We start from the raw sequence: 12,554 nt of genomic DNA, 5'->3' as shown, positions 1-12,554 counted from the left end.
CTTGCGAACGCCGCGTTGCGTTTTCTGCAATGCACAGGCGTGAAAAGGGCATGCACGCGCCGCGGAATACGCGGGTGCGCCAGGCAATTGATGAAGTGGATTAAAGGAATGCGACGCGAGGGAAATAGCGCGTCCAAGCTGAACCAAACGATCCAGCTCGGCTCAAGAAAGGGAAATCAGACGCGGGCGTGCCCCGCGCTGTAGCGGGACGCTCGCGTAGTGCAGCAGGCGGGCCCGGCTAAATGCGCAGCAGTCGTGCGGCGTTGCCGCCCACGATCATGTTGCGCCCGGCGTCATCGATCGGAACGTGGTCGAGAAAGCGCACGGGCTGCTCGTATCCCATATCGAAGCAGTAGTCGCTGCCAAGCACGAGTCGATCCACGCCGACGTTCTTGATGAGAAACTCGAGTATGGGCCCCGAATGGGAAACCGTGTCGTAGCTGAAGCGGCGCGCGTAGCTGCTGGGCTGCTGGGCGAGCTTGCGCGTTTCAGGCCGCACATTCCACCCGGCATCGATGCGCCCCAGCAGAATCGGCAAAGCCCCGCCCGCATGCGGCAGCGTGATTTCCAGCGTGGGATAGCGGTCCATCACGCCGCCGAGAATCAGATGCGACGCGGCAATGGCCGTGTCGAAAGGATTGCCAAGCAGATTGCTCAGATAGTAGTCGGCGAGGCGGCTCCCACCGACGGTTTGTTGGGGATGCAAAAAGACCGGCAGCCCCATTTGGGCGATACGGGCGAAAATCGGATCGAAGCGGGGATCGTCGAGATCGTGATTGTCGATGTTCGTGCCCATATACACGCCGCGCACGCCAGGCAAGTCCGCGGCGCGATCGAGTTCATCGAGCGCGTCGCGCGCGTCCAGCATCGGCAGCGTCGCCAGCACGACGAATCGTGTGGGGTGGGCGCGATAGACGTCCGATGCTGCCACATTCCACGTTCTCGCCAATCGCGCATTGAACGGGCGGTCGCCCCAGTATGCCATGGGCACACTCAGTGATAGCGCCTGAACATCGACGCCACTTGCGTTCATGTCCCGCAGGCGTTGGTCGACATCGATGAACTTCATGGGCAACGGACCCAGGCCGCCAGCCGGTGTCTTGAAGGTGAACGAGTGGCCGTCGGACACAAAACTGCCGCCGTATTTCGAGCCTTCCTTACCGATGAGGTCGCAATACGCTTCGGGGTAGTAGTGCGCGTGAACATCGATCGAACGCTGGTTGGCGGCCGCCGCCGAAGCCTGTGTGCCGCTCACGCCGAGTGCGGCTCCCCCGGCGACCGCGCCCAGTGCGCCGAGCAAACGGCGGCGAGCCGGGGAAATACAGCATGTGCACTCCATACCTTGTCTCCTTCTGTTTATATGTGGTGAGTATTTGCGAGGCTTACGCACCGTGCGTGGTGCCTATTTCACATCTGACAGTTTGCGAATCGAACAGCATGCGCTCGCGTTGCGCGCGGGCTGAGCGGTCGGTGACTGAGAAAAACCAGATGCCTGCAAATGCGCAAATCATCGAAAAGAGCGCGGGATATTCGTACGGGTAAGCCGCATGAACGTGCCCCAGCACCTGCACCCATACTGTTGGGCTGAGTATGGTCAGCACCACGGCGACGGCGAGTCCAATCGTGCCGCCCGCCACGGCGCCGCGCGTGGTCATGCCACGCCAGTAAATCGACAACAGCAGCACCGGGAAATTCGAGCTTGCGGCGATCGAAAACGTCAGGCTGACGATAAACGCGATATTCTGCTTTTCGAACGCGAGTCCGAGCAGGATGGCGAATATTCCCAGAACAGAGGTGGTCGCGCGCGAGACGCGCATTTCGTCGCGCTCGGAAGCCTTGCCACGGCGCAGCACGTTCGCATAGAGGTCATGCGAGATCGCAGAAGAGCCCGCGAGCGTGAGCCCCGCCACGACGGCAAGAATGGTCGAGAACGCAACGGCGCAGATAAAGCCTAGAAAGACATTGCCGCCCACCGCGTGCGCGAGATGAATCGCGACCATATTGACGCCGCCTGTCACCGCGCCCGAAGGCGTGTGATAGCGTGGGTCCGTCGCCACGAGCGCAATCGTGCCGAACCCGATCACGATAATGAGGGCGTAGCCTATGCCGACGATGCCCGTCGCGTAAAGAATGCTCTTGCGCGCCGCCTTGACGTCGCGGACTGTGAAAAAGCGCATCAGGATATGCGGCAAGCCCGCGGTGCCGAATATGAGTGCGAGGCCCAGCGAGATGGCCGAAACCGGATCGGAGACCAGGCCGCCCGGTCGCATGATTGCGTCGTGCGCCGGATGCACGGCAACGGCTTGGGCAAAGAGTGCGTTCAGGCTGAAGCCGAGGCGCGAGAGCACCATGATCGCCATGAACGCCGCGCCCGCGAGCAACAGCACCGCCTTGATGATCTGGATCCACGTGGTGGCGAGCATGCCGCCGAAGAATACATAAACGACCATCAGCACGCCCACCATCACCACGGCCACGCTGTAGTGCAGGCCGAACAGCAGTTCGATCAGCTTGCCGGCGCCGACCATCTGCGAGACGAGATAGAGCAGCACGATGACGATGGAACTCGACGCCGCGAATGCACGGATCGGGCGCTGTGCGAGACGCCAGGACACGACGTCCGCGAGCGTGTATTTGCCGAGATTGCGCAGCGGTTCTGCGATGAGGAACAGAATGATCGGCCAGCTTGCGAGAAAACCAATCGAGTAGATCAAGCCGTCGTAGCCGCTCGTAAATACTAGCGCGGAGATGCCGAGCAGCGAAGCGGCCGACATGTAGTCGCCCGCAATGGCCCAGCCGTTCTGAAGTGCGGTGATCTTGCCGCCTGCCGCGTAGTGGTCGGATACGCTGTTGTTCCTGCGCGCCGCCCATTTGGTGATGACAAGCGTGGAGGCGACGAAAACGAGGAACATGCCGATGGCGAGCGTATTGTGGCCTTGCGCGATAGAAGAAGTCGTCGCGGCTTGCGCCGCAACGGGCAGGACCGCCAGCGTATAACACGCGAGGAGTGCAAGGCGTTTCATGACGTCCCTCCTTTTGCGCAGGCTTCGACCATCGCGTCGTGTACGCCGTTGGCGCGCGCGACATAGATCGCCACGAGCGCGAACGTGAATACGAACATGCCGAAACCGACCGGGAACCCCCAGGTCATCGGCTTGCCTTGCGTGATCGGCATGCCGAGCCATTTCGCGTTGAAAGCAAGTGACAGGATGAACGCGAAATAGACGCCGAGCATCAAGGCAGAGAGGCCCCACGAGAAGGCGCGGCGCGTTTTCACGAGCGCGGTAAAGCGGGGATGGCCGACCAGCGTCAGCGGGGGATCGGCGGACAGGGCCGCCCCTTCGGGCCCGTATGCGCCGTGAGAGGAAAGAGTGGGTTCCACGTAGTCTCCGTTTCGATTGTGTTTGGCTCGCGCGGCGTCACCCGGGTATGGCGTTGCCGATGTGCGCCACGCGGGTGCCGTCAAGCCGTCCAGGGAACGGCGGTCTCGCGCATCACCGCCTCGGGCGTGCGGTAACGTTCGGCCATCTCGCGCTCGGACGCGTCCTTGAGTTGCGCCTGCATGTACGCCCCAAGGTGGCGCGCATGCTGAACGATGGCGGCCCCGAATTCCGTGCGAACGGCGCTATAGGCTTCCAGCGCAGCGCGCACGTCGGCACTTTCGCGCAATGCCTTGACGAGTTCCATCGCATCGCCCGCGGCTTTGGTCACGCCCATTCCGCAGTGCGGGCGCGCCACGAATGCGGCGTCGCCGAGCAGGGCGATGCGGCCAAAGGCCATGCGCGGCACTTCGAGATCGAAAATGGGCTGGAAGAGCGGCTGCGCGGCTTTCGTCACGATCTCGGCGAACTGCGGCGCAAGCAGAGCATGCGCGGCGTCTTCCATGTTGGCCAGCACGTCGTCGCGAATCAGCGTCGGCGGGATGCCGCCCTCCCAGCGTTTGCCCGACGCATCGGTGAGCATGTCGCGAAGTGCCACCTGCTCGTCGGTCGCGCGGTACCAGACAAAGTTGTAGCGCCGCTCGCCGGGCCGGGTGCTGTTGGCGTGGCCGGCCACCGGGTAGCCAAGAATCTGTTCGCGCGGGGGCAGGCAGAACGCGAATTTGTCGAAGAGCGCCGCATGCGTGGGCGCGGAAATGGCCGCTTCGTCGACAAGACCGCGCCATGCGACATAGCCCGCATACTGCAACGCCACGCGCGGCAAAAACTGCTCGCGGATTGCCGAGCGCAGTCCGTCCGCCGCGATCACGAGATCCGCCGTGTGCGTCGTGCCGTCGGCCAATGTGACGGTGGCGCGCTCGGCGTCTTCGTCCACGCGGACGGCCGACATGCCCGGGTGATAGTGAGCATCGTGGATCGATCCGCGCAACACGCTGTACATCTTGCCCCATGCGGTGAGCACTTGGGGCATATGGCAGGACGAAATCAATTCGCCATCCTGATCGAATGTGCCGCGCTTGTCGATGCTGACGCCGATCGTGTCGTCAAAGTGGATGTCCGCCGCGCTCAGCGCCGCGAACAGCTCCGGATGCGTGACGATACCCGCACCGCGTCCCGAGAGCGCTTCCGGGACGCGTTCGAAAATCTTCACCGTCCAGCCGTCGCGCGCGAGCAGGTTGGCGGCGAACAAGCCGCCGAGCGAGCCGCCCACCACGATCGCGGTGCCCTTCGTAATCTTGCCGTTCATCTCAGTTCCCTGCCTCTGCCAGATCGCCCGATTCGTTCAGTGATGCTGACGATCGTTTCTCGCCGTGTTCGACCTCCGAGGCGGGGAAGTTCAGTTCGATGGTGACGCCCGAGGGGTCTTCCACGAAGATCTGGTGCAGGCCGAGGCTGGGCACCGTGCGATCGCGCCATTTGAGCCCTTCGGCGCGCAGCGTTTGCCACGTCGCCTGCACGCCGGTTGCGAGAAAGGCGATGTGATCGACATTTCCCGTGCCGCTTTCTACCAGGGCCTTGTCGCCCAGGTACGCGGTCAGTCCATCGGGGTTGTGCGCGTCCACGCCGATGATGTGGACGATGCCGAAGTCGGCTTCGTCGCCACCCCGGTAGAGCCACGCGCCGGGAAAGTCGAAGGGCGGCCGGTAGCCGCGCGTGAAGCCGAGCACACGTTCGTAGAACCCGCATGAACGTTCGAGATCGGTCGTGCGGATCGAGTAGTGGGCGAGTCTGGTAATCGGCATAAGATGTTCCTCATAATTTATCGATCGATAACTGATCGGTTGATAAATTGTAGGGAGGAAGGCGCCTGAATACCAAGCGCAAAAGCGCGGGTGTTTACCCTGGAGCGGACGGGCGTTCCAAGGGGCGTATCGCTCGAATCAGGCCAGGCTCGGGGCTTCGTGGATGCGCAGGGGCGTGCGCGAAATCGCGGACTGTTTGCGAGGTGGCACGTGTATGTTGGGGAGGGTGTGGCAACGCGGGAATCTGCGGCTAATGCAATGCCGCGTTGCGGACCGTGCAAGCTGCGCGAAGCTCGCGTCAGCGCGAACGTCCCACGCATGACGTGCGAGGACGAACGAGTGCGTCAGGACGCCGCTTTCGCCTGTTTTGCCCGCGTCGCTTTGGCCGCGGGCGCGGGCCGCAGATGCTTGAGCGCCGCCGGAACGCCGTTGAGGAAGGCGTCGATCTGCAAGGCGATCTGGCCTTCGAGGTCGTCGGGAACCGGCAGCCCGTAAATCCATTTGCGCACGCCAATATAGAAAATGCTGGCGTGCAGGCTCCAGATCAGTTCGAGATCGGCCGCGCGTTGTTGCGCATTGTTCGCGGGTTCCACGCCGTATGCCTCGCGAATCTCGTTCATCACGGGAACGAACACGCGCTCGCGCAGGCGCGCGAGGTATTTCGAGTTGATGCCTTCCTTTGTCAGCCCCGCGAAAATGAAAATGCGAATCCACTCGCGGCGCAGGATGACTTGGGAATAGCCGTGATAAAACGTGACCATGCGCTCCTGAATGGGAACCGTGCGGTCGAGAATCAGCTTTTCCCACGACGAGTCCCATTGGTAGACCTCGTCGTACACGCGGTCGATGAGCGCTTCCTTGCTGGAGAAATAGCGGTAGAGCAGGGGTTGCGTGACCCCGAGCTGGCGCGCCAGTTCGCGCGTGCTGCCCGAAAAGCCGTGCGTGGCGAAGTGGTCGATGGCCTTGAGCAGGATCTGCCGCTCGCGCACTTCAGGCGCAAGGCGGCGCGCCGTGGCGGATTGCGCCTGCGGCGTCGCGGCTCCCTCCGTTTTCTTTCGCGGCATGCTGGATCACCACTGGTTGCGTCGTGGGGATCATACAAAGATTGCCCGCCGATGGCTAGCGGGCCCCATGCCGCGCCCTCCCGCACTCGCGAGCGCGCGCTCATGAAAGACGCTGCCCCTGCATGGCCGGAATGCCCGCGTAGAGCGCCGAGAGCCAGTCGATGAAGACCTTCAGCTTCGGCGGCATGTGGCGATTGGGCGGATACACGACGGAAACCGGCCGCGGCTGGGTGTTGCAGTCGGGCAGCACCTCGCACAACCGGCCTGCGCGAATGGCGGGCTCCACGAGGTAGAGCGACGTTTTGACGAGACCGAGACCGGCGAGCGCGCATTCGACCTGCGCGTCGGCGTCGCTCACCGCTATCGCCCCGCGCAGGGCTACCGTGCGCCGCGCACCGCCCACCATGTACTCCAACGGGCGCGGGCGCCCGGTGTCCGCCGACACGTAGTCGACGGTGCTGTGATGCATAAGGTCGTCCACGCTCTCGGGCGTGCCGTGCCGCTCCAGGTAGGCGGGCGTCGCGCAGGTGCAGGTGGACATGCTGCCGATGCGCCTCGCGACCATGGAGGAGTCCGGCAGCTCGCCCACGCGCACGACGCAATCCACGCCTTCGCCCACGAGGTCCACCCGGCGGTCGGTGACCGCGAGGTCGATCGAGATGTCGGCAAAGCGTTCCACGAACTCGGGCAGCGCGGGAATCACAATGCGCCTCGCCATGGCCGTCGGCATGTTGACGCGCAGTTTGCCTTTGGGCGCGATGCGCGCGCGCGACAGCGAGGCCTCCATGTCGTCGATCTCGCTGAGTACCGCAACGCAGCGCTGATAGTAGGTGCTTCCGTCTTCCGTGGGCGACACGCGGCGCGTGGTGCGGTTGAGCAGCTTGCAGCGCAGATGCTGTTCCAGTTGCCGCAGCAGCGCGGAGACGCGCGGCGTGGTCAGCCCCGTGAGTTCCGCAGCGCGGGTGAAGCTGCCGGTTTCGACGATGCGTGCGAACACGTGCATCGACAGTAGCGTATCCATGCTCTCTTACACCTCGATGAGCTTGCGCAGCGAGTCGCCGGCCAGCGGCAGGTCGCGAACGCGCTTGCCGCTGGCGTCGAACAACGCGTTGCCGAGCGCGCCGGCGGTCGGTCCCATGGCTGCTTCGGCCGCGCCGAGGAAGGGCGCGCCGGGGCGGTCGATCAAATGCACGTTGATCTGTTTGGGCGCCGACGAGTAGCGCAGGATGGGGTACGTGCCCCAGTCGAAGCTGCGGATGCGCTGCGTGTCGAATTGCAGGGACTCGTGCAGCGTCCAGCTCGCGGACTGGATGATGCCGCCCTCGATCTGGTTGCGGATGCCGTCGGGATTGACGATCTGCCCGCAATCGACCGCCGCTTCCGCATGCTCGAGCGTCACCTGACCCGTCTCCGGCTCGATCGAGACTTCGACGGCAACGGCAACGTACCCCATGAGGTTCTTGTACCTGGCGAATCCGAAGCCCACGCCACGATTGCGGGCGCGCGGCGCGCGCGGCCAGCCGAACTGTTTTGCGGCGAGCTTGATGACGTCCTTCGCGCGCTCGTCGTCGAGATGCCGCAAGCGGAACTCGACGGGATCGACGCCGGCCATACGGGCGAGGTCGTCCATCGTGCTTTCGATGGAGAAGACGTTCATGTGCGCGCCGAGCGAACGCATGGCCGAGGTTTGCAGCGGCATGGTCGGCGAAAAGTTGTTCATCACGTAGATGTTCGGCAACACGTAGAGCGGAATGCCGTTTCGGTCGCCGCCGCCTTCGGGTTGCAGCATCGGCGTGGAAGGCGCGGAGACGAATGGCTTTTCCAGCATGCGCGCAGGCAACAGCCGCCCCGCGTTGACGATGCGCTCGTTGTGCGAGCTGCTCCACAGTGCGTAGTTCCAGTCGACGATGCGGCCGTTCGCGTCGATGGCGGCTTTCACCTCCGTCACCATGGCGGGGGTGTAATGGTCCCAGGTATGTTCCTGCTCGCGCATCCATTGCACGCGAACCGGCTGGCCCGGCATGGCCGCCGCGATCAACGCCGCATGGGCGGCCACGTCGTCCGCGCCGTTGTGCCCGTAGCAGCCCGAACCCTCCACGTGTACGCAACGCACGTGCTCCTTCGGCAGCGAGAGCATTTCTGCGAGCGCGTCGCGCAGCGGATACACACCTTGCGAATGCGTCCAGACGGTCATCTGCGTGCCGTCGAACAGGGCGACCGAGCATGACGGACCGATCGAGCCGTGCATCATGTAGCGCTTCGTGAACTGCGCGCTGAGCGTCTTGACGGCGGGCGGCATGGGCGCGTGGTGATCCGCGATCTTGATGGGCTCCGTCGCGATGACTTTCAGGTCGCGATGCACCGTATGCGGATCGGGCAGCGCGCGGCCATTCGTCCAGACGCTTCCGGCCGAGAGCACACGTTGCGCCTGGACGGCTTGCCATTCGCCTTTCGCCACGACGGCCAGCATGCTGCCGTTGCGCACGATCCTGACCACGCCGGGCATCTTCATGACCGTGGCCTCGTCGTACGCCGTGAGGTGCGCGTCGTAGACCGGCGGCATCACCACGCGCGCGTGCAGCATGCCGGGCAACGCCATGTCCTGAACATAACTCACGCCCCCCGTCACTTTTGAGGGGATATCCACGCGCGGCAGTGAGGTGCCGATCACGCGGAACGTTTTCGGGTCCTTGAGCGGCGAGGTGGGCGCGGCGCTACGATGGAGGTTGACGAGTCCAACCGCCTCGCCATAGCTCATCATCCGGCCGTCGCGCGCGCGGATCACCGCGTTGTTCGCGACGAGCGTCGCGCCGTCCACGTTGAAGTGCGTCGCGGCGGCGTCCACGAGCAGGCCGCGCACCTGGGCGGCGGCGTTCAGCAGCGCCGACCCGCTGTCGGCGATGGTATGGCTGCCCGCGGTCAGACCTTCGTCGGGAGACGCGCCGGTGTCGGCGGTCAGGAAGGTGATGAGCGCGGGCGCCATATTCAGTTCTTCCGCCGCGACCTGGAGCAGTGCCGTGCGCACGCCCGTGCCGAGTTCGACCTTGCCCGTGAAAACGGTGACCTTGCCTTCGGGCGTGATCTTGATCCACGCGTCGAGCATCGGGTTGGTCTTGAGGCTGCCCGCGAGCGCCTGGGTCTCCTTCGAGACATGCACCGCCGCGCCTTCGTCGGCGATCACTTCCTGAGCGAACAGCTTTGCACCGGGCGCCATGCTGAAGGCAACGAACAGGGCGCCCGAGATCATGAAGTGGCGGCGGCCTTCGTCGACGAAATCGTCCTGGTGGCTCATCGTTGCGCCTTCGTTTCGATGTGAGGTTGAGCGACGGCTTGCGCAACCGATTGAAGCGCGGGCTGTGGCATGCCCGCGACCTCGCGCACGGCGGCGAGAATGCGCATGTGCGTGCCGCAGCGGCAGAGGTTCGGCTCCATGTGATCGCGCAGTTCCTGCTCGCTCGGGTGCGCGTTCTTGTCGAGCAGCGCTTGTGCGCGCATGATCATGCCCGCGATGCAATAGCCGCATTGCGCCGCCTGGTGCTTGATGAATGCGTTCTGCAAGGCTCCGGGATGCGCAGCGTTGCCGAGCCCTTCGAGCGTGCGTACGGGGCGTGCGCCAATCGCGCTCACCGGCACGAGGCAGGAAAACGTGGCCTCGCCGTCGACGATCACCGTGCATGCGCCGCATTGACCGAGGCCGCAGCCGAACTTCGCTCCGTGCAGTTTGAGATCGTTTCGCAGCGCATACAAAAGCGGCGTGGACGGGTCGATATCGAGCGTGTGCGTGGCACCGTTGACATTCAGGGTAATCATCGCGCACTGTCCTCCTTTCTGAGCTTGGCGACGAGCGGGACGGTGTCGGGCCACGCGGGTTTCGCAGACCACTTTGCGCGCACATAAGCGAGCAGATCGGCGACTTGCCGGTCGTCGTATACGCCGCTGAATGCGGGCATGTAGTTCATTGCGTCCTCGCCGTGCCAGTTGATGCCGTTCAGGATCATCTGGATTGCGTTGCGCGGCGTGGCGGCGTTGATGGCCGTGCTGAAGGCAAGCGAGGGGCGTTCGCCGATCGTCTGCATGGGTGAGCCGTCGCCGTGGCACTGCGCGCACGATGCGCTGAACAGCACCGCGCCGCGTTGCTCGGCCGGTGTGGTCTCACGCGCAGCGCTCATCATGCTCGTGGCGGCCGCTGGCGTCGTATGCGGCGCATCGCCGTTTTGAAGCGACATGATGTACGTGGCGATCGCCTCGACGTCCGACTCAGGCACGGTTGCGAGGTCGCGCGTGACGGGCAGCATCGGGCCAGCGGCCGCGCCGTGCTCGGATGCGCGGCCCGTGCGCAGGTACGTGACGAGTTGTTCGCGCGTCCACGGCTTCGACGCGCCGTGGAGCGCGTTGAGCGGCGGCGCTTCCCAGCCGTCGACAATGCCGCCTTCGAACGCCTGCCCTGACTTTTCTCCGCCGATGGCGTTGAGCGGCGAGTGGCACGACGCGCAGTGCCCGAGCCCGTCCACCAGCAGTTTGCCGCGATTCCATTGCGCGTCGTGCGCGGGGTCTGGCTGAAGCGGGCCGGGGCGCAGGAACAGCACGTTCCAGAAGGCCACGAGCGGGCGGAAGTTCAGCGGAAAAACGAGCGCGTTCGCGGGCGCGGTGGCCTTGACCGGCTCGCGGCTCATCAGGTATGCATAGGCTGCCGAGACGTCATGGCGAGACATATGCGTGAAGTGCACGTACGGAAAGGCGGGATAAAGCTGATGCCCGTCGCGCGCGATGCCACGGCGCAAGGCGCGGGCGAAGGCCGCCTCCGACCAGTTTCCGATGCCTGTTTGCGGGTCGGGCGTGATGTTCGTGGCATAGATCGTACCGAACGGCGTAGCGAGCGGCAGGCCGCCCGCGAACGGCTTGCCGTTCTTCGCGGTGTGGCATACCACGCAGTCGCCCAGAGCGACCACGCGCGCGCCTTCCTGCTTGAGCTGGACGTCGAAGCTGTCGGGCGACGGCGGCGTGACGGGCGCGATGGCCGGCTCGTACATGACGGCGCCCGCCACCGCCAGGCCCACGACAGCGAGCGCGCCAACGGCCAGCGCAATGCGTTTGCGATTCATGCTATCTCCTCGCTTCCTCGTTCATGGGCGCCTTTGCGGTAAGGCTTCACGAGGAGAGGGCGTCGGCGGCGGACGGTTCGCCGGAGGGAGCGCCATGCGGCGGGTAATCGACGTAGCCGACATCGTCGCCGCCATACCAGCCCACCGGGCGCGGCGCGGCCAGTTCGAGATTCCCGGCAATACGCTCGACGAGGTCCGGGTTCGCGATGTACGCGCGGCCGAACGAGACGAGATCGGCGTCGCCCGCGGCGATCAGGCGATCGGCGGCCGAAGGCGTAATGGAGCCGTTGAGCATCAGCGTGCCCTTGAACGCGGGACGCAGGGTCTCAATCATGCGGGGCAAGTCCGGCTGGCCGCTCCAGCCGTTCGTGTCGGCCGCGTGCAGATACGCGATGCCCGCTTCGTCGAGCATGCGCGCGACGTACGCGTAAGTGCCATCTGGATCGGCGTCGCGCACGTTGTTGTAGGCCGCATACGGCGAAACGCGCACGCCCACTTTGGCGAGCGGCATGACTTCGCCCACGGCCTTGATGACTTCGGCGAGAAAGCGCGTGCGGTTGGCAAGCGAGCCGCCGAACTGGTCTTCGCGCGTATTCGTCGTCGACGAGAGGAACTGATGCAGCAGATAGCCATTGGCGGCGTGGATTTCAACGCCGTCGAAACCGGCGGCGAGCGCATTGATGGCAGCGCGCCGGTACTCTGCGATGGCCTGGACGATTTCGTCGGTCGTCATGGCGCGCGACGGCGTGGCGTGGATCTTCGTGTAGAAGCCGTTTTGCAGTTGCCCCCACACTTGCAGTTGCTCCAGATCGTCGTTCAGGCCCGAAGGCGAGAGCGGCTGATTGCCGTCGAGTAGCGCCAGCGAACTCACGCGGCCGCTGTGCCAGAGTTGCACGAACAGGCGTCCGTGCTTCGCGTGCACCGCTTCGGTCACGGGTTTCCAGCTCTGCACCTGGGCGTCGGTCACGAGGCCCGGCGCCAGTTCGAACGCGGCGGAGTGCGAACTGACGTTCGTGGCCTCGCTGATCAGGAGGCCCGCCGACGCGCGCTGCGCGTAATACTGCGCCATCCGCGCGGTGGCTTCGCCTTGATGTGGCGCGCGTGCGCGCGTCATGGGCGCCATCGCGATCCGGTTGGGCAGCGCGAGACCGGACAGGTCGTAAGGAGTCAGCAACGAAGACATGGCGAGTTTCCTGTGGGTCACTT

The 12,554-nt window shown here is 64.6% G+C and carries 11 protein-coding genes; all 11 read right to left on the bottom strand.

Annotation, left to right across the window (positions count from 1 at the left end; genetic code table 11):
• Nucleotides 1-238: 238 nt before the first annotated feature.
• Nucleotides 239-1,300: an amidohydrolase family protein gene (locus tag BMY06_RS30425; RefSeq protein ID WP_390971777.1), complete on the bottom strand. Its 1,062-nt coding sequence runs from the start codon at nt 1,298-1,300 to the stop codon at nt 239-241.
• Between the two features lie 82 nt (nt 1,301-1,382).
• Nucleotides 1,383-3,023: a cation acetate symporter gene (locus BMY06_RS30420; protein ID WP_074986860.1), complete on the bottom strand. Its 1,641-nt coding sequence runs from the start codon at nt 3,021-3,023 to the stop codon at nt 1,383-1,385.
• A complete protein-coding gene (locus BMY06_RS30415; RefSeq protein ID WP_065062998.1) occupies nt 3,020-3,382 on the bottom strand; it encodes a DUF485 domain-containing protein in 363 nt (120 codons plus the stop codon). The genes BMY06_RS30420 and BMY06_RS30415 overlap by 4 nt, the downstream gene beginning before the upstream one ends.
• A gap of 80 nt (nt 3,383-3,462) precedes the next feature.
• Nucleotides 3,463-4,686, bottom strand: a complete 1,224-nt coding sequence (locus BMY06_RS30410) for an FAD binding domain-containing protein (RefSeq protein WP_074986859.1) — start codon at nt 4,684-4,686, stop codon at nt 3,463-3,465.
• 1 nt (nt 4,687) lies between these two features.
• Nucleotides 4,688-5,182, bottom strand: coding sequence for a VOC family protein (locus tag BMY06_RS30405; RefSeq protein WP_074986858.1), 495 nt, complete (start codon nt 5,180-5,182; stop codon nt 4,688-4,690).
• Between the two features lie 344 nt (nt 5,183-5,526).
• The gene (locus BMY06_RS30400) at nt 5,527-6,246 is read right to left on the bottom strand and encodes a TetR/AcrR family transcriptional regulator (protein WP_065063004.1); all 720 of its coding nucleotides are present in this window, start codon (nt 6,244-6,246) and stop codon (nt 5,527-5,529) included.
• A 100-nt stretch (nt 6,247-6,346) separates the two neighbouring features.
• Nucleotides 6,347-7,267 carry a LysR family transcriptional regulator gene (locus BMY06_RS30395; protein WP_065063006.1) on the bottom strand — a complete coding sequence of 307 codons (921 nt, stop codon included), beginning with the start codon at nt 7,265-7,267 and terminating at the stop codon, nt 6,347-6,349.
• 6 nt (nt 7,268-7,273) lie between these two features.
• Complete coding sequence (locus BMY06_RS30390) at nt 7,274-9,538, bottom strand: xanthine dehydrogenase family protein molybdopterin-binding subunit (protein WP_074986857.1); 2,265 nt, start codon at nt 9,536-9,538, stop codon at nt 7,274-7,276.
• Nucleotides 9,535-10,056 carry a (2Fe-2S)-binding protein gene (locus BMY06_RS30385; protein ID WP_065063010.1) on the bottom strand — a complete coding sequence of 174 codons (522 nt, stop codon included), beginning with the start codon at nt 10,054-10,056 and terminating at the stop codon, nt 9,535-9,537. The genes BMY06_RS30390 and BMY06_RS30385 overlap by 4 nt, the downstream gene beginning before the upstream one ends.
• Nucleotides 10,053-11,348, bottom strand: a complete 1,296-nt coding sequence (locus BMY06_RS30380; RefSeq protein WP_074986856.1) for a c-type cytochrome — start codon at nt 11,346-11,348, stop codon at nt 10,053-10,055. The genes BMY06_RS30385 and BMY06_RS30380 overlap by 4 nt, the downstream gene beginning before the upstream one ends.
• A 46-nt stretch (nt 11,349-11,394) precedes the next feature.
• Nucleotides 11,395-12,531 (bottom strand): alkene reductase, encoded by a 1,137-nt coding sequence (locus tag BMY06_RS30375; protein WP_074986855.1) that lies wholly within the window; start codon nt 12,529-12,531, stop codon nt 11,395-11,397.
• Nucleotides 12,532-12,554: the final 23 nt, after the last annotated feature.

It is taken from the genome of Paraburkholderia tropica, from assembly GCF_900109265.1.
In the GTDB taxonomy this organism is placed as follows: domain Bacteria; phylum Pseudomonadota; class Gammaproteobacteria; order Burkholderiales; family Burkholderiaceae; genus Paraburkholderia; species Paraburkholderia tropica.
This window is presented reverse-complemented; position numbering and strand designations above follow the sequence as displayed.

Excerpts from the sequence above, each read along its gene's own strand:
- BMY06_RS30420 (WP_074986860.1), bottom strand. The coding sequence starts at position 3,023 with ATGAAACGCCTTGCACTCCTCGCGTGTTATACGCTGGCGGTCCTGCCC.
- BMY06_RS30410 (WP_074986859.1), bottom strand. The coding sequence starts at position 4,686 with ATGAACGGCAAGATTACGAAGGGCACCGCGATCGTGGTGGGCGGCTCG.
- BMY06_RS30405 (WP_074986858.1), bottom strand. The coding sequence starts at position 5,182 with ATGCCGATTACCAGACTCGCCCACTACTCGATCCGCACGACCGATCTC.
- BMY06_RS30400 (WP_065063004.1), bottom strand. The coding sequence starts at position 6,246 with ATGCCGCGAAAGAAAACGGAGGGAGCCGCGACGCCGCAGGCGCAATCC.
- BMY06_RS30395 (WP_065063006.1), bottom strand. The coding sequence starts at position 7,267 with ATGGATACGCTACTGTCGATGCACGTGTTCGCACGCATCGTCGAAACC.
- BMY06_RS30390 (WP_074986857.1), bottom strand. The coding sequence starts at position 9,538 with ATGAGCCACCAGGACGATTTCGTCGACGAAGGCCGCCGCCACTTCATG.
- BMY06_RS30385 (WP_065063010.1), bottom strand. The coding sequence starts at position 10,056 with ATGATTACCCTGAATGTCAACGGTGCCACGCACACGCTCGATATCGAC.
- BMY06_RS30380 (WP_074986856.1), bottom strand. The coding sequence starts at position 11,348 with ATGAATCGCAAACGCATTGCGCTGGCCGTTGGCGCGCTCGCTGTCGTG.
- BMY06_RS30375 (WP_074986855.1), bottom strand. The coding sequence starts at position 12,531 with ATGTCTTCGTTGCTGACTCCTTACGACCTGTCCGGTCTCGCGCTGCCC.